The sequence below is a fragment of the Stenotrophomonas sp. TWI1151 genome (assembly GCF_039673135.1).
In the GTDB taxonomy this organism is placed as follows: domain Bacteria; phylum Pseudomonadota; class Gammaproteobacteria; order Xanthomonadales; family Xanthomonadaceae; genus Stenotrophomonas.
The window spans coordinates 786,150-804,601 of the sequence record NZ_JBDJLA010000001.1; the positions used below are offsets into that span (position 1 = coordinate 786,150).

At 66.1% G+C, this 18,452-nt stretch carries 19 protein-coding genes; 7 read left to right on the plus strand and 12 right to left on the minus strand.

What is annotated here, in order from left to right:
- Positions 1–3 precede the first annotated feature (3 nt).
- The 3 genes from ABE422_RS03440 to ABE422_RS03450 all read right to left on the minus strand — a co-directional run bounded on the left by ABE422_RS03440 (position 4) and on the right by ABE422_RS03450 (position 1,963).
- Entirely contained in the window at positions 4–492 is a 489-nt protein-coding gene (locus ABE422_RS03440; RefSeq protein WP_313211144.1) for an 8-oxo-dGTP diphosphatase, read from the minus strand.
- Between the two features lie 57 nt (positions 493–549).
- Complete coding sequence (locus tag ABE422_RS03445; RefSeq protein WP_313211143.1) at positions 550–1,059, minus strand: DUF1249 domain-containing protein; 510 nt, start codon at positions 1,057–1,059, stop codon at positions 550–552.
- Positions 1,060–1,141: 82 nt separating this feature from the next.
- The gene (locus tag ABE422_RS03450) at positions 1,142–1,963 is read right to left on the minus strand and encodes a pyruvate, water dikinase regulatory protein (RefSeq protein WP_019184148.1); all 822 of its coding nucleotides are present in this window, start codon (positions 1,961–1,963) and stop codon (positions 1,142–1,144) included.
- A 143-nt stretch (positions 1,964–2,106) separates the two neighbouring features.
- Between ABE422_RS03450 and ppsA the strand changes: the two genes are divergently transcribed.
- Together ppsA and ABE422_RS03460 are read left to right on the plus strand one after the other, a co-directional pair.
- Entirely contained in the window at positions 2,107–4,485 is a 2,379-nt protein-coding gene (ppsA, locus tag ABE422_RS03455) for a phosphoenolpyruvate synthase (protein ID WP_313211142.1), read from the plus strand.
- 212 nt (positions 4,486–4,697) lie between these two features.
- A complete protein-coding gene (locus tag ABE422_RS03460) occupies positions 4,698–5,165 on the plus strand; it encodes a transposase (RefSeq protein WP_346482468.1) in 468 nt (155 codons plus the stop codon).
- 546 nt (positions 5,166–5,711) lie between these two features.
- Here ABE422_RS03460 and ABE422_RS03465 read toward each other — a convergent pair.
- The 5 genes from ABE422_RS03465 to mntR all read right to left on the minus strand — a co-directional run bounded on the left by ABE422_RS03465 (position 5,712) and on the right by mntR (position 9,563).
- The gene (locus ABE422_RS03465) at positions 5,712–6,824 is read right to left on the minus strand and encodes an alkene reductase (protein ID WP_346482469.1); all 1,113 of its coding nucleotides are present in this window, start codon (positions 6,822–6,824) and stop codon (positions 5,712–5,714) included.
- Positions 6,825–6,942: 118 nt separating this feature from the next.
- On the minus strand, positions 6,943–7,803 hold the full coding sequence (locus ABE422_RS03470; protein ID WP_346482540.1) for an EcsC family protein: 861 nt from the start codon (positions 7,801–7,803) through the stop codon (positions 6,943–6,945).
- Positions 7,804–7,917: 114 nt separating this feature from the next.
- Positions 7,918–8,487, minus strand: a complete 570-nt coding sequence (gene orn / locus ABE422_RS03475; RefSeq protein WP_346480819.1) for an oligoribonuclease — start codon at positions 8,485–8,487, stop codon at positions 7,918–7,920.
- A gap of 100 nt (positions 8,488–8,587) precedes the next feature.
- Positions 8,588–9,112 (minus strand): tRNA adenosine(34) deaminase TadA, encoded by a 525-nt coding sequence (gene tadA, locus ABE422_RS03480; protein WP_313211138.1) that lies wholly within the window; start codon positions 9,110–9,112, stop codon positions 8,588–8,590.
- A complete protein-coding gene (gene mntR / locus ABE422_RS03485; protein WP_313211137.1) occupies positions 9,105–9,563 on the minus strand; it encodes a manganese-binding transcriptional regulator MntR in 459 nt (152 codons plus the stop codon). The genes tadA and mntR overlap by 8 nt, the downstream gene beginning before the upstream one ends.
- Before the next feature lie 241 nt (positions 9,564–9,804).
- On the opposite strand from mntR, the gene ABE422_RS03490 reads away from it, so the two are divergent.
- The 3 genes from ABE422_RS03490 to ABE422_RS03500 all read left to right on the plus strand — a co-directional run bounded on the left by ABE422_RS03490 (position 9,805) and on the right by ABE422_RS03500 (position 11,018).
- Positions 9,805–10,419 (plus strand): TlpA disulfide reductase family protein, encoded by a 615-nt coding sequence (locus ABE422_RS03490; RefSeq protein ID WP_313211136.1) that lies wholly within the window; start codon positions 9,805–9,807, stop codon positions 10,417–10,419.
- A 175-nt stretch (positions 10,420–10,594) separates the two neighbouring features.
- Positions 10,595–10,774, plus strand: a complete 180-nt coding sequence (locus ABE422_RS03495; protein ID WP_313211135.1) for a hypothetical protein — start codon at positions 10,595–10,597, stop codon at positions 10,772–10,774.
- 61 nt (positions 10,775–10,835) lie between these two features.
- Positions 10,836–11,018 (plus strand): hypothetical protein, encoded by a 183-nt coding sequence (locus tag ABE422_RS03500; protein ID WP_313218681.1) that lies wholly within the window; start codon positions 10,836–10,838, stop codon positions 11,016–11,018.
- 45 nt (positions 11,019–11,063) lie between these two features.
- On the opposite strand, the gene ABE422_RS03505 is transcribed toward ABE422_RS03500, so the two are convergent.
- Genes ABE422_RS03505 through ABE422_RS03520 form a run of 4 tightly spaced genes read right to left on the minus strand, consistent with a single transcriptional unit; the run spans position 11,064 to position 16,694 of the window.
- Positions 11,064–12,182, minus strand: coding sequence for a hybrid sensor histidine kinase/response regulator (locus tag ABE422_RS03505; RefSeq protein ID WP_313211133.1), 1,119 nt, complete (start codon positions 12,180–12,182; stop codon positions 11,064–11,066).
- Positions 12,179–12,763 (minus strand): chemotaxis protein CheB, encoded by a 585-nt coding sequence (locus ABE422_RS03510; protein ID WP_282257514.1) that lies wholly within the window; start codon positions 12,761–12,763, stop codon positions 12,179–12,181. The genes ABE422_RS03505 and ABE422_RS03510 overlap by 4 nt, the downstream gene beginning before the upstream one ends.
- Positions 12,763–13,611: a CheR family methyltransferase gene (locus ABE422_RS03515; RefSeq protein WP_346462618.1), complete on the minus strand. Its 849-nt coding sequence runs from the start codon at positions 13,609–13,611 to the stop codon at positions 12,763–12,765. The genes ABE422_RS03510 and ABE422_RS03515 overlap by 1 nt, the downstream gene beginning before the upstream one ends.
- Positions 13,584–16,694 carry a response regulator gene (locus ABE422_RS03520; RefSeq protein WP_346482470.1) on the minus strand — a complete coding sequence of 1,037 codons (3,111 nt, stop codon included), beginning with the start codon at positions 16,692–16,694 and terminating at the stop codon, positions 13,584–13,586. Before ABE422_RS03520 ends, ABE422_RS03515 begins: the two co-directional genes overlap by 28 nt.
- Positions 16,695–16,848: 154 nt before the next feature.
- Between ABE422_RS03520 and ABE422_RS03525 the strand changes: the two genes are divergently transcribed.
- A complete protein-coding gene (locus ABE422_RS03525; protein WP_346482471.1) occupies positions 16,849–18,006 on the plus strand; it encodes an ATP-binding protein in 1,158 nt (385 codons plus the stop codon).
- Entirely contained in the window at positions 17,999–18,367 is a 369-nt protein-coding gene (locus tag ABE422_RS03530) for a response regulator (RefSeq protein ID WP_121037386.1), read from the plus strand. Before ABE422_RS03525 ends, ABE422_RS03530 begins: the two co-directional genes overlap by 8 nt.
- Positions 18,368–18,452 lie beyond the last annotated feature (85 nt).

The following is an 18,452-nucleotide window of genomic DNA, read 5'->3' on the forward strand; positions in this document are numbered from 1 at the left end:
GCACTACAGCCGGGTGTAACTCCAGGACTGCATGGCGCCATCGCGGTACGGCATCACGCCATGAAAGGCGCGCGGCTCATCGTCGAAGACCAGTGGCAGGAAGCTGCGGTCGCCTTCCCATAGCGGAAGGCCGTCGATCTTGTCCACGTCCACCCACTCCAGCGTGCCCTCCGGATTGGAGGTCAGCGGCGTGCCGGTAAAGTCATCGATGACGAACACGAAGCCGAACCAGTCCTCGCCGTTCTTGCCGAAGCCCGGCCAGCTGATCGTGCCGCGCAGTCGCATGGTGCCGCACTCGATGCCGGCCTCTTCGCGGATCTCGCGGCGCATGCAGGCAGCGGCGTCTTCATCGCGCTCCATCTTGCCGCCCAGGCCGTTGTACTTGCCCAGGTGCAGGTCACCGGGGCGGGCGTTGCGGTGGATCATCAGCACTTGCTTGCCGTCGGCGGACAGCACGTAGCCCAGGGTGGCCACGATGGGGGTATAGGGCATTTCGCACAGGCTCGGGAACACAGACCCGCGATTATGCGCGATCCGTCCGGGGCCGGCTCAGGGCACCACGCTGGTGCGGCGCGCGTCGGCCGGTGCCGCCACCGCGCCATCGCGGCGCAGCGTGGCCACGCCGTGGCCGCGCTCGGCCAGGTATTCCAGCCATTTGCCGAGGAAGGTGTTCATCCGCATGCGGTGGCTGATCAGCTGGGCCGGCGGCGGGTACATGCCCATCACGTCCTGCCAGCGGCGACCGACGTAGCAATGCGTCGTCTCGGCCTGGCGGGCGTCACGGTACAGGCGCACATAGGCCGAAGGATCCGGCTGCCCGGTGACCGGGTCGGCGAAGTCGTAGGTCAGGCGCAGCTCGACCGTATAGCGGTGGCACTCGATCACGTCCAGGCGCACATCCAGCCCATCACCGATCGATGAGACGTAGCTGCCAGGGACGAGCTCGGCCGGTGCGAACAGGCGCACGAGGTGCTGGTAGTTCTCGGCGTACAGGCCCATCAGCCAGCTCAGGCGGCTGAGCCGGGGAATGCGTTCGATACGGGGCGATGCCTGGGCCATGGGTCGATCCTACACGTTGATCTCCCAACGTGGGGGCAGCAGCCGCCCGGCCAAAGGGGCGGCCCACCACCGGTTCAACCGGTCAATACATCTCGCGCTGCAGCCCCAGCGTGCCCAGCACCTTGCTGGAGATCTCCTCGATCGAGGTGTGGGTGGTGCTCAACGTCGGGATCCGCTCCATCCGGAACATCGTCTCGGCGGCGGCGACCTCGCGGCGGCAGGTCTCCAGATTGGCGTAGCGCGAGTTCGGGCGGCGCTCCTGGCGGATCTGCTGCAGGCGGTCCGGGTCGATGGTCAGCCCAAACAGCTTCTTGCGGTAGGGGCGCAGCCGCGGCGGCAGGCGGTCCTGCTCCAGGTCTTCATCGGTGAGCGGGTAATTGGCCGCGCGGACCCCGTAATGCAGGGCCAGATAGATGCAGGTGGGGGTCTTGCCGGCCCGCGACACCGCCACCAGGATCACGTCGGCGTCGTCGTAGTTGATGGCAATGCCGTCATCGTGGGTCAGCGCGAAGTTCATCGCGTTGATGCGCCGGTGGTAGGTCTCGAAGTCCACCATGCCGTGCGCCTGGCCCACCCGGGAGTGGCGGTTGACCGCCAGTTCGCGCTCCAGGGGCTCGATGAAGGGGGCGAACACGTCCAGCATCAACCCGCCGCTTTCGGCCAGGATGATGCTCAGTCCGCTGTCCACGCAGGAACTGACCACGATCGGCCGAACCTGGTACCGCTCCCCCGCTGCACGGATCCTTTCACAGGCTTCCCGCGCTTTTTCCGGATCATCGATGAACGACATTCGGTCGGTGATGAAGCTGAACCCGGAGAACTGGGTCAGGAGGCTATGCCCAATGGTTTCAGCGGTGATACCGGTTCCATCGGACACGTAGAACACCGGACGGATCGTCGACATACGGCTTTTACCCCCTCCGAAGCTTAAAAAGGCCGTCGATACAAGCTTGTGCCGACAGCGGTCTGCCCGGCATCATATCGGCTTCTTCCTACGGACGTGGCCATCCAGCCCGCCTCGGGCGATGGCCAAACGGAGCATCGCGCTTGAACGAGAACATCCTGTGGTTGCACGAACTGCGCCTGGCCGATCTGGCCCGCGTAGGCGGCAAGAATTCGTCGCTTGGCGAAATGATCGGCAATCTTGCCGGTCTGGGGGTGTCTGTCCCCGGCGGTTACGCAACCACCTCTGAAGCCTTCAAGGACTTCATCGCCCACAACGACCTGTCCAAGCGCATCTTCGACAAGCTGGCCACGCTGGACGTGGAAGATGTCGGTGCCCTGACCGTGGCCGGCAAGGAAATCCGCGGCTGGGTGATCGATGCCCCGCTGCATCCGGCGCTGGACCAGGACATCCGCACCGCCTACGCCAAACTGTGCAGCGAAAACGGCGGCGGCGACGTGGCAGTCGCGGTGCGCTCCTCGGCGACTGCCGAGGATCTGCCCGATGCCTCCTTCGCCGGCCAGCAGGAGACCTTCCTCAACGTGACCGGCGCCGACGATGTCGTGCTCAAGGTCAAGGAAGTGTTCGCCTCGCTCTACAACGACCGCGCGATCGCCTACCGCGTCCACCACGGCTTCAAGCACGAGGACGTGTTCCTGTCCGCCGGCGTGCAGCTGATGGTGCGCTCGGGCGTGGGGTCCTCCGGCGTGCTGTTCACCCTGGACACCGAGTCCGGCTTCCGCGACGTGGTGTTCGTCACCTCCTCGTTCGGCCTGGGCGAAATGGTCGTGCAGGGTGCGGTCAACCCGGACGAGTTCTACGTCTACAAGCCCACCCTGAGCGCCGGCAAGCCGGCGATCCTGCGCCGCTCGCTCGGCAGCAAGGCGATCCGCATGGTGTATTCGGATGTCCCCGGTGAGCGCGTGCGCATCGAAGACACCCCGGCCGAGCTGCGCAACACCTTCTCGATCAGCGACGAGGACGTGCAGGAACTGTCCAAGCAGGCGCTGGTCATCGAAAAGCACTACGGCCGCCCGATGGATATCGAGTGGGCCAAGGACGGTGTCAGCGGCAAGCTGTTCATCGTGCAGGCGCGTCCGGAGACCGTGAAGTCGCGTGGCCATGCCACCCAGATCGAACGTTTCGCACTGAACCAGAAGGACGGCAAGGTGTTGGCCGAAGGCCGCGCCGTCGGTGCCAAGATCGGTGCCGGTACCGCCCGCGTGGTGCGCACCCTGGACGACATGGCCCGCGTGCAGCCCGGCGACGTGCTGATCGCCGACATGACCGACCCCGATTGGGAGCCGGTGATGAAGCGCGCCTCGGCCATCGTGACCAACCGCGGTGGCCGTACCTGCCACGCGGCGATCATCGCCCGTGAGCTGGGCGTGCCGGCCGTGGTCGGCTCGGGCAACGCCACCCAGCTGATCCAGGACGGCCAGCAGGTCACCGTGAGCTGCGCCGAGGGTGATACCGGCTTCATCTACGACGGCATCCTCGAGTTCGAGCGCACCACCACGGACCTGGGCAACATGCCGCCGGCGCCGCTGAAGATCATGATGAACGTGGCCAACCCGGAACGTGCCTTCGATTTCGGCCAGCTGCCGAACGCCGGCATCGGCCTGGCCCGTCTGGAAATGATCATCGCCAGCCACATCGGCATCCACCCGAACGCGCTGCTGGAGTACGACCGCCAGGACGCGGCGACCAAGAAGAAGATCGACGAGAAGATCGCCGGTTACGCTGATCCGGTCAGCTTCTACGTCGGTCGCCTGGCCGAAGGCATCGCCACGCTGACCGCCTCGGTCGCCCCGAACCCGGTGATCGTGCGCCTGTCGGACTTCAAGTCCAACGAGTACGCCAACCTGATCGGCGGCAGCAACTACGAACCGCACGAAGAGAACCCGATGATCGGCTTCCGCGGCGCCAGCCGTTACGTCGATCCGAGTTTCTCGGCCGCCTTCGCCCTGGAATGCCAGGCCGTGCTGCGCGTGCGCAACGAGATGGGCCTGGACAACCTGTGGGTCATGATCCCGTTCGTGCGTACCCTGGAAGAAGGCCGCAAGGTCGTCGAGGTGCTCGAACAGAATGGCCTCAAGCAGGGCGAGAATGGCCTGAAGATCATCATGATGTGCGAAGTGCCGTCCAACGCACTGCTCGCCGATGAGTTCCTGGAGATCTTCGACGGCTTCTCGATCGGCTCCAACGACCTGACCCAGCTGACCCTGGGCCTGGACCGCGATTCGTCGATCGTCGCGCACCTGTTCGACGAGCGGAACCCGGCGGTGAAGAAGCTGCTGTCGATGGCGATCAAGTCGGCGCGCGCCAAGGGCAAGTACGTCGGCATCTGCGGCCAGGGCCCGTCCGATCACCCGGACCTGGCCGAATGGCTGATGCAGGAAGGGATCGAGTCGGTGTCGCTGAATCCGGACACCGTGGTGGATACCTGGCTGCGTCTGGCCAAGCTCAAAGCCAAGGGTTGATCCCCTCGGCAACGCGATGAAAATCAACACCCCGCGCAAGCGGGGTGTTGTTTTGTGCGGCATCGGTAGAGCCGACCGTTGGTCGGCTGCGCCGTTGGTCGGCTGCACCGTTGGTCGGCTGCGCCGTCGGTCGGCTGTACCCCCCCATCCCCCACACCCCAACGGCACATCGCCTGATGGCTGCCCTGCACACCGACGGGCACCCTGCAGGCATGCCCAGCCCACGCCTTCATTACGGTCGCCACTCGTGCATCGGCATCGTGTACGCGCTGACGACCATCACGCATGCGCGTGTACCCCACTTCCACCAGCCCGACCTGGCCGGGCCCGTCATGCAGGTGCTGCATGCCATGGAAGACGAGCATCGGGTCTGCAACCTTGCGTGGGTGGTCATGCCAGATCACGTCCACTGGTTGATGCAGCTCCGGCAGGGCGCACTGGGCACATGCATGCAGCGCTTCAAATCACGCAGCAGCCTGCTCATCAATCGGCAGTTGGGCCGCAGCGGGCCTGTCTGGCAACCCGGCTATTACGACCACGCACTGCGCAAGGACGAAGACCTGCGACGCCAAGCCACCTACATCCTCGCCAACCCGGTCCGTGCCGGCCTGGCGGAAGCGATCGGTGAGTATCCCTTCTCGTGGTGCAGATGGCCCACCGAAGACCATCCGCCCGGGTAGAGCCGACTGTTAGTCGGCTGCCGCGCATCGCGCGGCGGATCACGTATGCATGGCGTCGGAGAGGAGAGCAGCTGACCAACGGTCAGCTCTACCCACCATGGATCGGGGCCTAAGCACCGGTAGAGCCGACTGCTAGTCGGCTGGTAGAGCCGACCGTTGGTCGGCTGCCGCGCATCGCGCGGCAGATCACATATGCATGGCGTCGGAGGAGAGAGCAGCTGACCAACGGTCAGCTCTACCCACCATGGATCGGGGGCCTAAGCACCGGTAGAGCCGACTGTTAGTCGGCTGGTAGAGCCGACCGTTGGTCGGCTGCCGCGCATCGCGCGGCAGATCACGTATGCATGGCGTCGGATGCGAGAGCAGCTGACCAACGGTCAGCTCTACCCACCATGGATCGGGGGCCGAAGCACCGGTAGAGCCGACTGTTAGTCGGCTGGTAGAGCCGACCGTTGGTCGGCTGCCGCGCATTGCGCGGCGGATCACGTATGCATGGCGTCGGATGGGAGAGCAGCCGACCAACGGTCGGCTCTACGCGGTGCGCGTTCAGGCCTCGGCGGTCTCGGCCACCGCGTAGTCGGTGAACCCTTCCGCCCCGCCCCCGAAGAACGTCGCTTTGTCCGACGGGTTCAACGGCAGGCCCTGCTGCAGCCGATCCGGCAGGTCCGGGTTGGCGATGAACGGCCGGCCGAAGGCGATCAGGTCGGCCCAGCCCTTCGCCAGCGCCTCCTCAGCGCGCTCCACGGTGTACTTGCCCGCGTAGATCAGCGTGCCACGGTAGATCATGCGCAGCGCTTCCTTGAAGGCGGCCGGCATCACCGGGGCATCTTCCCAGTCGGCTTCGGCGATATGCAGATAGCCCACGCCGATCTGATCGAGCAGGTGCGCGGCGGCCAGGTAGGTCGCCTGCGGCGTGTCGTCCACCGCGCCCTGCAGCGTGGTCAGCGGCGCCAGACGCACGCCGACGCGCTCGGCACCGATTTCCTCGGCCACCGCTTCGGCCACCTCGCGCAGGAAGCGCAGGCGGTTCTGCAGCGAGCCACCGTAGGCATCGGTGCGCTGGTTGGCCTGGGAATCGATGAACTGGTTGATCAGATAGCCATTCGCACCGTGCAGCTCAATACCATCGAACCCTGCCGCGATCGCGTTGCGCGCGGCCGCCGCGTAGTCGCGCACGATCCCGGCGATCTCGTCGATGGCCAGTGCCCGCGGCATCGAGTGCTGCACCATCTCGCCGACGCCGCTCAATGGGCCGCGGCCCTCGGGATCGACGAACACCTTGACGCCCTCGGCCAGCAGCGCCGACGAGGACACCGGGGCGGCACCGCCCGGCTGCAGGGCGACATGCGAGACGCGACCGACGTGCCAGAGCTGGGCGACGATGCGGCCACCGGCAGCGTGCACAGCATCGGTGACGCCGCGCCAGCCGGCAATCTGGGCCTCGTCGTGGATGCCCGGGGTCCAGGCGTAGCCCTGGCCCTGCTGGCTGATCTGGGTGCCTTCGCTGACGATCAGGCCGGCCGAGGCCCGCTGGGCGTAGTACTCGGCCATCAACGGTGTGGCGACATTGCCCTCGCCGGCCCGTGAGCGGGTCATCGGCGGCATCACGATACGGTTGGGCAGCGTCAGGGTGCCGCGGGTATAGGGGGAGAACAACATGGGAAATCCTTGATCGGGAGCGCCGCCGCAGCGGGGATGCCAACAAGGATGGGGACAGGGCTGCCCGCTCAACAGACCTGCGACGGCAAAACAGTTGTGCCGCCGATGCAACGATCGATCAGGTACGCTCGGCCGCCAGCATCGAGTAGGCCGCCCGCACGGTCTCGTACCCGTAGGTCCGCTCCAGGCGGCGCACGATGAAATGGCCGCGCGCCACGTCCTGGTAGTAGTCGGTGAACATGGTGTTGAGCGTCGCGCCGGCCACCGCCCCGACAATCGGCACCGCCTGCGCGGCGAACTTCTCGGTGACCACCACACCGAAACGCGCGGCGACCTTCTCCACGAGCTTGGCCAGCCACTTGCCGGCTTCCTTCGGGGTCAGCCCGATCATCACCGGGCTGCCGCCGACCGCGCGGCCGGCCAACTCGGCCGACAGGTGACGCATCACCTCGGCAGTGAAGCCACGCGTGATGTAGTAGCCGGTCTCGCTGGCATCGTCCTTACCGGAGTTGCCGCCCAGCGCAAACACTTCCAGGCAGGCATGCCGGGTGCTCATCTCGCGCAGGTCGAAGCCTTCGCTGCGGGCCACGTCAGCCACCGAGCGCATCATGATCGTCGTGGACACCGGCAGCTCGATGAACAGCGTGGTGAAACCGAACGCGCCGCCGACCGCACCGGAGGTGGCCGCGGCCAGTTTGTGCCAGCGGGTGGACGCCGCTTTGCCCGGCGTGTTGTCCATCGTCCACAACGCCGCCTGGGCCGATTTGAACAGCGACGCTTCGACCGCGCCATGGATGCGGCGGGACACCGAATCGGGCAGGCGTTTGACCGCGAACTCCAGCGGCGAACCGATCAGATTGGCCATCTTGGCGGTCAGCGTGGGCGATTCCAGCAGGTCCACCGCACGCTGCAGGTCGCGCCAGTCCTGCGAGGTGGGCAGGATCGAGGACTCCAACGGCGGCGGTTGTGGCGAGGTCATGGCGTTCATGGCCGCGATCATAGCGCCGCCGATGTATACCGCTCGTTGCCTCGCCTGCCGGTGGCTGAACGCCTGCGCACAGGCCGCGTTGCCGGGCGACGCCCGGCGTTCGGGTCAGGCCGGCAGGCCCGACAGCGCGCCCATGAATTGACGGTAATGGCGCAGCTCTTCGATGGAATCATGCACGTCGCTCAGCGCGGTATGGCTGGCGGTCTTGCCGACGCCGGCGGCCACGCCCGGGGCCCAGCGCCTGGCCAGTTCCTTGATCGTGGAAACGTCCAGATTCCGGTAATGGAAGTACTTTTCCAGACGCGGCATTTCACGGTGCAGGAAGCGACGGTCCTGGCAGATCGAGTTGCCGCACATCGGCGAGGCGCCCGCCTTGATCCACTGCTGCAGGAAGGCGATCGTCTGCGCTTCGGCCTGCCCGAGCGTGATGGTGCTCTCGACCACGCGCTGCCACAGGCCGGAACGACGATGCTGGTTGCGGTTCCACTCGTCCATCGCTTCCAGCCGCTCGACCGGATGATGGATCGCGAATTCCGGGCCTTCGGCCAGCACCTTCAACTGCGCATCGGTCACCACGGTGGCGATCTCGATGATCGCATCGTTGTCGGTGTCCAGACCGGTCATTTCCAGATCGATCCAGATCAGTCGCTCGCCTTCTGCGCCGTTGTCCGCCATGTGTTCGCCTTGTGCTGGGCCACCGCTTGCGCCGCGACCGGGAATGGATAAGGCGCCCATGATACCGCCAACCCGTCACGACCCTGTCGCTGCCGGGACCTTATTCCAGCAGCAGTGGCGGCTTGCCGCGCTTGGCGCGGAAGTAGTTGGTCAGCCGGGTGCTGGCGTCCTTGGCGAGCACGCCACCATGGATCTCCACGCGGTGGTTGTGGCGCGCGTCGCCGATCAGATCGAACACGCTGCCGCAGGCACCGGTCTTGGGGTCTGTGGCCGCATACACCAGCCGCGCCACGCGTGCGTGCACGATGGCCATGGCACACATCGCACACGGCTCCAGCGTCACGTACAGCGTGCTGCCGATCAGCCGGTGGTTGGTGATCGCCCTGCCCGCCTGCCGCATCGCCACGATCTCGGCATGCGCGCTGGGATCATGGTCGGCGATGTTGAGGTTCCAGCCTTCGCCGAGCACGGTGCCATCGGCACCGACCAGCACCGCGCCGACCGGAATCTCATTGAATTCACGCTCGGCACGCTCCGCCAGGCCCAGCGCGTGGCGCATCCAATGCTCATCCTGGTCGTGCACCGGCACGCCCAGTGGTGGTGGCGGGGCGAGGCGCTCAACCATGACCGTTGGCCTTGCGCACGAAGGCCTCGAAGGCGGCCAGGGTGGCCTCGCTGACGTGGTGCTCGATCCCTTCCGCGTCGCGGCGCGCCGAATCGGCGTCCACGCCCAGCGCCAGCAGGAACTGCTCCACCATCTGGTGGCGGGCGCGCATCTCCACCGCCAGCTGCTCGCCGGCCGGGGTCAGGAACACGCCGCGATACGGCCGCTGGATCGCCCAACCCTCCTTGACCAGCCGCTTGAGCGCCTTGGCCACCGTGGGCTGTGCAACCCCGAGCCGGGTGGCGATATCCACCTGGCGGGCTTCGCGGCCATCGGCGATCAGGTCCGCGATCAGCTCCACGTAATCCTCGACCAGCTCGGACCGGCGCGCTTCACGCACCTGCACAAAGCCCTCGACATGCACCTGGGCGTCGATCAGGGGCGAGGTAGCTTTACGGGTCGGGGACGGCATGGTGGCTCCAGCAATAGGCCGGTGGCGAAGGGCTGCGGCACCCGGACAGTTTACCTCACGGGGGTTTGCGACTGATCCGGGCGGGCCTCGCGTGGTCGGAGCGCCCCGGCTGGCAACAGATAGAGACCAGAATCAAACCGACGTCTCATTCACAGGATCTTTCGTTTGACAAATGATTTTTGGTGCCGGATATATACCCCACCTACTCAGCCATGGACCCGGCCGAAGGCCAAGGAGCAGCATGGACGCATCCGCGCTACGGAAGTACGGCAGCCTCGCTCTGATCATCGTGTTGGCCGCGCTGATGACCGCGCTGGCCGTGCAGAACCGGCAGCTCCGCCAGCAGCAGGCGCTGCTGGTGAGCAAGGTCGAACAGATCTCCAAGGCCGCTCACGGCCTTCCGGAAGGCGCCCAGCCTGAAGCACTCGGCACCACGGCACTGGACGGCCAGGCGGTCACCCTCGCCGGCCCGGCCAGCGGCCGCCAGGTCCTGTATTTCTTCTCTCCTGCCTGCAAGTTCTGCCTGGCCTCCGTGCCGCAGATCCAGGCGCTGGACGCCGCCGGACGGAACAACGGCCACCGTGCCTTCGAGATGATCGGCGTCAGCCTGCCGCCGCATGAAACCGCTGCGGACTATGCACGCCAGCATGGCTTCGCGTTTCCGGTGGTGAACGATACCGATGACCGGATCCGGCAACGCTACACCGCAACCATGGTGCCGATGGTGGTGGTGATCGAGGACGGCAAAGTGATCTATCGCCACGTCGGCCAACTCAAGGACAGCGCGGTCAATGCCATCACCGGCGCCTTCGTGGTGAACGCTGCGCGCAGTGCGGTGCCCGCTCCGGCAGGCTGATTCCCCCTGACGCCGCTCCCCGGCGGCGTACCCAAGGTCTGTCCGCGCCGGCTTATGGGGCGGATCGACAGTTCGTCGGTTTTCCTTCCCCTCCCCGCTGACGGATCCGCCTGCCCGGTAAACCGCATCGCGCACCACCCGCTGCATCCGCATGATCCACAACAGGAGAAACACCATGAAGTCCAAGAAACTCGTCTCGGTCTTTGGCGGTATCGCTGTTGTCTGTGCCCTGGCGTTTGCTTCGAGCCAGGCGGTGGCAACCTCCAGCCAACCCAAACAGCTGGAGGGCTGTCCCTACAAGCCCGGCTGCACCTATGGCGGGCATAGCGAAATCCGCTGCTGCCAGCCGGTGTAACGCCCTCTTCCGTGCGAGCACGTTCGACCGTCAACATCATCCACAAAGGGAAAGATAGACCATGAAGTCGAAGAAGCTGTTGTTGTCGTCCCTGAGCGCCGTCACGATGATCTGCGCACTGGCCTTCGCATCGAGCCAGGCGCTGGCGACCTCAAGCCAGCCCAAGCCCCTGGCAGGCTGCGAAGATCAGCCCGGCTGCACCTACGGCGGCCATGGCCTGTATCTGTGCTGCGAGCCGCTGTAAGCACCACGACCATCCCGGCACAATGCCGGGATGGTTCTATCGGCATCAGCGTGGTCGACGCTGAAGCGTAGTCTCAAACAGCACCGTGCCATCGTGATTCTGCGCCACCAGCGTGCCGCCATGCGCACGCGCGAACTCGCTGGCGATGAACAGGCCCAGCCCCAGCCCGCGGCTATCGTGGAAACTGGCCTTGAACGGTTCGAACAACCGCGGCAGCAACGCCTCGGGAATCTGCCCGGCATTGCGCACCTGCAACCGCAGCGGCGCGCTGCGCTCGCCTTCCAGACGCACCACCACCGGCGCATCGCCACCGTGCAGCACAGCGTTGCCGATCAGGTTGGACAGCAGCTGCGCCAGGCGATCCGGATCGCCCTGCAGGTGGGCATCGCCCTGGACCTGCAGCTCGATCGTCGCCTGCGGATGCGCACGCCCGATCTCGGCCACGACCGAGGCGGCCACGTCCGCCAGATCGCATTCGGTGCTGTGCAGGCGCAGGCCACCGGTGCGGATCTTCGAGAAATCCAGCAGCTGATCCACCATCCGCGCCATCCGCTGCGCACTGTTCTCAAGGTGGCCAAGCGTGCGCTGCACCGCGCCATCGTCGGGCAGATCCAGCGACAGCTTATCGGCGCACAGCAGGATCGATGCCAGCGGCGTGCGCAGATCGTGCGTCAACACAGCCATCATCGTCTCATTGAGCTTGAGCGCATGCTCCAGCGCCTCGTTGCGCGTCTTCAGCAACTGCTTCTGCTGGTAAAGCTCGATGAACACATTGACCTTGCTCATGATCACCTGCGGCTCGATCGGCTTGTGCAGGAAATCCACGGCACCGGATTCGTAGCCCTTGAAGGCCCGCACGGGGTCGTTCGGTGAGGCGGTCAGGAAGATGATGGGTACATCGCGGCTGCGCTGCGAGCCACGCATCAGCTCGGCCAACGAAAACCCGTCGATTTCCGGCATGTGCACATCCAGCAGCGCGAGCGCGACTTCATGCTCCAGCAGCAGCTCGAGCGCTTCGGCACCGGACAACGCGCACAGGATCTCCAGGCCGGGGCGGCGCAGCAGCGCCTCCATCGCGACCAGGTTCTGCGGAATGTCATCGACAATCAGCAGCTTCACGCAATCGGTGGTGGCAGTCGACCCGGCGGGTTCGATCAGGTTCATCGGGTAAGACCTTTCATACGCGTGCAGATGGAGGTGAGCGGGAGCACCGCATCGGCACCGGCGTGCGCCAGGGCGGATGCGGGCATCATCGAGGAATACGCCTCCTCAGGGCATTGGATCCAGGCTTCGCCGCCGGCCTGGCGGACAGCGGCGACGCCATCACTGCCATCGGCGCTGGCGCCGGTCAGCAGGATCGCCAGCACGCCATCGCCGAACACATCGGCGGCGCTTTCAAACAGCGGATCGATGGCAGGACGCGAGAACAGCACCGGCGGGTCCACCGACAGCGCCAGCGTGGCACGGTCCTCGACCAGCAGATGGTAATCCGGCGGCGCGAAGGTGACGGTGCCCGGCTGCAGGGGCTGCTTGTCCTCGGCCTCGCGCACCGGCAGCGGGCAGCCGGCGTCGAGCAGGCCGGCAATGCGGCTCGGTCGATCACGTGGCAGATGCAGCACCACCAGCACGGGCAGCGCCAGTGTCGTCGGCAGCGATGACAGCAGCGCCTGCAGCGCACTGACCCCCCCGGCCGACGCGCCGATGACCACCAGATCGAACCGGCTGCGTTGCGACGCGCCGCTCATCAGGCCAGCTTCCGATACAGGCGCTGGTCGCGCGCGCAGGCTTCGAACAGATCGGCGTGCGCGCCGAACTGCAGCGATTCCTTGCTGCCCAGCCCCAGGAAGCCGCGATGGACCAGCGCCTCGTGGAACAGGCCGATGGCGCGGTCCTGCAGGGGCCGCTGGAAATAGATCAGCACGTTGCGGCAGGACACCAGGTGGACTTCGGAGAACACGGTATCGGTGGCCAGGCTGTGGTCGGCGAACACGATGTTGCGCTTCAGGCGGCGATCAAACACCACGCTGCCGTAGCCGCTGCTGTAGTAATCCGAGAGCGACCCGGTGCCGCCGGCGGCCAGATAGTTGCGGCTGAACTGCGCCAGCCGGTCCAGCGCGAACGCCCCGGATTCGGCCGCCTGCAGTGCTTCGGGATTGATGTCGGTGGCGTAGATGATCGCGCGGTCGAGCAGGCCTTCCTCATGCAGCAGGATCGCCAGCGACCATACCTCTTCGCCGGTACTGCACCCGGCGATCCACAGCTTGATCGACGGATAGGTGCGCAGCACCGGCACGGCGTGCTCACGCAGCATCCGGAAATACGGCGGGTCGCGGAACATCTCCGAGACCTGCACGGTGAAGTACTGCATCGCCTGGGCGAAGGTCTCCGGTTCGTGCAGCAGCCGGTGCTGCAGCGCCCCCATGGTCGGGCAGTCGAAGCGCGCCATGGCATGCCGCATGCGCCGCCGCAGCGATGCCAGCGCATAGTCACGGAAGTCGTAGTGGTAGCGCTGGTAGACCGCCTCCAGCAACAGCTTCAACTCCAGGTCGAACAGCTCCGTTTCATTCATCGGCGCGAGCACCACACCCGGCACAGCGAGACCAGCTTGTCCACGTCGATCGGCTTGGCGATGTAGTCATTGGCACCGGCCTGCAGGCAGTGCTCGCGGTCGTCCGGCATCGCCTTGGCGGTCAGCGCGATGATCGGCAGGTCGCGCCAGCGGTTGTCGGCACGGATCTCGCGCATGGCGGTCAGCCCGTCCATCTCCGGCATCATGATGTCCATCAGCACCAGGTCGATCTCGGGGCGCAGCTTCTCCAGCGCCTCGCGGCCGTTGCGGGCGATATCCAGGGTCACGCCCAGCGGCTCGAGCACGCTGGACAGCGCGAAGATGTTGCGCACATCGTCCTCGGCCAGCAGCACGGTGCGGCCATCGAGCACCGCATCGCGGCGGCGGGCCTCGCGCAGCAGGCGCTGCTGGTCGGTCGGCAGGGAGGCCTCGACACTGTGCAGGAACAGGGTCACCTCATCGAGCAGGCGCTCGGGCGAACGCGCGCCCTTGATGATGATGCTCTTGGAATAGCGGCGCAGGCGCTGCTCTTCATCGCGGGTCAGCGCGCGGCCGGTATAGACGATCACCGGCGGGAACGCGACGGCATCATTGCCGGCCATGCGCTCGAGCAGGTCATAGCCGGTGCCGTCGGGCAGCGCCAGGTCGGTGACCATGCAATCGAAGGTGGAGCCGGCCAGTTCGGCCATCGCCTCGGTGATGGTGCCTACCCCAGTGATCTCGAGCTGGTCGCGGCCGAGCAGCAATTGCAGATTGGAGCGCAGCTCGCTGTCGTCCTCGACGATCAGCAGGCGGCGCATGTCGCGCTGGCTGGTGGCCTCCAGCTGCTGGATCGCGCCGAGCAGGCGCTCGCGCGTGGCCGGCTTGATCACATAGCCGATCGCGCCCAGCTCCATCGCCACCTGCGAACGCTCCAGCCCGGACACCACGTGCACCGGGATGTGACGCGTGGCCGGGTCGCGCTTGAGGCGCTCCAGCACGCTCAGCCCGGAGACATCGGGCAGGCCGATATCGAGCAGGATGCCATTGGGGCGCAACTCGGCAGCCAGACTCAGCGCTTCCTCGGCAGTGCCGGCGACCACGCAATCAAAGTCCAGTTCGTGCGCCATCGAGACCAGCGCGCTGGCGAACGCCGTATCGTCCTCCACCACCAGGATCATCCGGCCCGCGCGGCTGCGGCGGCCCCGGTCATCCATCACCCTGGCCGCGGGCGCGGGTGCAGGGGTGGATTCGGCGTGGGCACGGCCCAGCGAAGCAGCGGCAGGCACGGCCGGTGTTGCCACGGCGGCGGGACGTACGTCGTGCACGACGTTGTGAGGGCTGCCGGTACCACCACCGGCCAGCAGCGGCAGCTCCAGCGTGAAGCAGCTACCCCGGCCCGGCTCGCTGGAGACGGTGATGCTGCCGCCCATGCGTGCCGCCAGATCGCGCGAGATCGACAGCCCCAGCCCGGTGCCACCGTAACGGCGGCGGGTGCTGCCATCGGCCTGGCGGAAAGCTTCAAAGATGACCGCGGTCTGTTCTTCGGGAATGCCGATGCCGGTATCGGACACGGCGAACTGGATCCGTCCTGCCCCGGCACTGCGCACCTTCAACGACACGCCGCCGTGTTCGGTGAACTTGACCGCATTGGCCAGCAGATTCTTCAGGATCTGCTGCAGGCGTTGGCTGTCGGCCAGCAGTTGGGCCGGCGCGTCCGGCGCGGCGCTGATCTCCAGGCTCAACCCCTTCTGCACCGCCATCGGCTCGAAGGTTTCCTTCAGGCGCTGCAGGACGCTGGAAACCGCGAGGTTTTCTTCGACCAGCTCGACATGGCCAGCCTCGATCCGCGACAGGTCCAGAATGTCGTTGATCAGCGCCAGCAGGTCGTTGTTGGAGGAATGGATCGCCTGGGCGTACTTGACCTGTTCGGCGGTCAGCGTGCCGTCCTTGTTGTCGGCCAGCAGCTTGGCCAGGATCAGCGAGCTGTTGAGCGGCGTGCGCAGCTCGTGGGACATGTTGGCCAGGAATTCGGATTTGTAGCGCGAACTGGCCTCCAGTTCGGCGCTGTTCTGGACCAGCTGCGCCTGGGCCAGCAGCAGCGCCTGCTGGCGCGACTCCAGCTCGTGGGTGCGCTCTTCGAGCTGCACATTGGTCTGTTCCAGCTCGGCCTGCTGCTGCTCCAGGTTGGCCTGGGAATGCAGCAGGCTGCGGCTCTGCTCTTCCAGTTCCTCGTTGGCCACGCGCAGCTCTTCCTGCTGCGTCTGCAGCTCTTCGCTCTGGCGCTGGGTTTCCTCCAGCAGTTCCACCAGCTGCGCATTGAGCAGCGCCGCGCGCAGCGCGATGCCGATCGGCTCGGCGCACTGCAGCAGCAGCGCCATCTCCAGGCCACGCGCAGGCGAGACGCCGGCCCGGCCCAGCTCGATCACGCCGATCACCACGCCATCGGCGGTGATCGGCCCGAGCAGGCGCTGGTGCACGGTAGTGCGGCCCAGGGGGGTATCGATATCCAGCGGGCTGTCGCTGTCCTCCAGCCGACGCGCGCGGCCCTCCCGGATGATCTCGCCCCACTGCCCGGTATGGGCGGGCAGCGTCTCCGGCAGCTGCGAAGGCAGCGCCGCACCACCGACCAGCACCAGCCGCTCGCCCTGCAGGCGATACATGGCCCCCACATCCGCATTGAGCTGCGCGCACAGCGCGCGCATGGCCGCATCGGCCAGTTCACGCGGGGTGGGATCACCCTGCAGGCTGGTACCCACCACGTTTTCGCCGGCCTGCAGCCACAGCGCATCGGCCGCTTCACGGCGCGCACCGATGGCCTTCATCACGGTCAGCGCCATCATCAGGAAAGCAACGCCGCCGATGCTGCGGTTGACGAAGGAGAACGCCGAGTTGCTGCTGGACGGCGCCACGTTGTAGCCCACCGCAAGCAGGATGCAGGACCCGATCGCCACCAGCAGAGGTACTTCCATCCGGCGCTGGAACAGCGTGATGCCGACCGCCATGAAGTAGGTCAACCAGACCGCGTAGCCCAGCGGCACCACCATCTCCGTGCCCAGCGTGGCGGCCATCAAGGCGGCCGACGCAAGCCAGATCCAACGGTCACGGGAGGTAGGCGCAGAATTCATGCCGTGTTCCAGCTTAAAAGGGGCCTGATGGTACCCGAAGCGGTAAACGGGTGTTAAGCGCCGGAAGTCAGCGTGTTTGCCGCACGTTCTTGACACTTTCTTCACATCGTCGCCCCTACGGTTCGGTCCCTTATCGGGGGAGTCGATAACCGTCGTGGTCCAGGCCGTATCCAGCGTTGCACCGCTCGCCGACGAAAGCCGGCAGCTGAAGCTGTTGATCGACAACGTGAGCGATCACGCGATCTATCTGCTCGATACGCAGGGCAGTATCTGCAGCTGGAACCGTGGCTGCGAACGGGTCAAGGGCTATGCCGCCGAGGCCGTCATCGGCAAGCACGTCAGCCTGTTCTATACCCCCGAAGACCAGCAGCTGGGCGTCCCGGAGCAGGCGCTGGCGCACGCCCGGGACCATGGCCGCTTCGTCGGTGAAGGGTGGCGGGTGCGCTGCAATGGCGAGCGGTTCCGCGCCGGCGAGGTGATCGAGCCTGTCCGCGAAGACGGCTGCCTGCTCGGTTTCGTCAAGGTCACCCAGGATGTCACCGAACGCTACCAGGCCCAGCGCCTGCTGCAGGATGCGCAGCGCGCGCACGTGCAGCAGCGCCAACTGGACAATGTCGGCCGGCTGACCCGCGGCCTGGCCCATGAATTCAACAACCTGCTGACCACCATCGGCAACGCCCTGGACCTGATCGCCCTGCGCCCCGGCGCCGACGGGCGCACCCAGGCGCTGGTGGACCTGGCCCATGCCGCCGCCGACCGCGGCTCGCTGCTGACCCGCCAACTACTGGCGTTCTCCGCTGATCAGACGCTGGTGCGCGAGGAGGTCCTGGTGCAGGATTTCCTGCTCGATGCCCTGCCCGTACTGCGCCGCGCCTGCCCGCCGGGCATCGAGGTGCAGCTGGATCTGACCTCGGATCTGCCCCCGATCGTCACCGATGGCGTACAGTTGCACAGCGCCGTGTTGAATCTGGTGCTCAATAGTGGCGAAGCGATGCCCCAAGGCGGCACGGTCACGATCACGGCCGAGGTCGAACAGCGGCTGGCGCCGGATCTGTCCCAGCCCATGCGCCGCCACTATGTCGCCATCGCGGTGACCGATCAGGGCAATGGCATGCCCCCGGACATCGCCGAGCGCGCCAGCGAGCCGTTCTTCACCACCAAGGAAATCGGCAAAGGCAGCGGACTGGGGCTGAGCCAGGTGTTCGGCTTCGTTTCCCAGTGCGACGGCTTCGTCGACGTACAAACCGCCCCCGGACGCGGGACCACCGTCCGTCTGTTGTTACCTGTCATTGAGGAAGTCGAGCATGTCTGAGCCCCTACGCGTATTGATGGTCGAAGACCAGCAGGACCTGCGTGAACTGATCGGCCAGGCGCTGCAGGACTTCGGCATTGAAATCCACACCGCCGACGACGGCCCGGCCGCGCTGCGGCTGATGCAGGACCCGGGCGGTTTCGATGTGGTGTTCAGCGATATCAGCATGCCCAACGGCATGAGTGGGGTTGAGTTGAGCGAGCATGTGGCCGATGTGCTGCCCAATGCGCGCATCATCCTGGCCTCCGGTTACGCCCGCTCGCAGCTGCCGCCGCTGCCCGAACATGTCGAATTCCTGCCCAAACCGTATCGTCTGCGCCAGCTGGTGACGTTACTGCAGTCACCGGTCGCGCCCTGCTGAGCGAGCGCACAGCCGCCAGCGTGAACGCTTCATCCGCGCCACTCGTGCTTCACATCGGATCTGCATTCCACTGGGGATAGTAGTG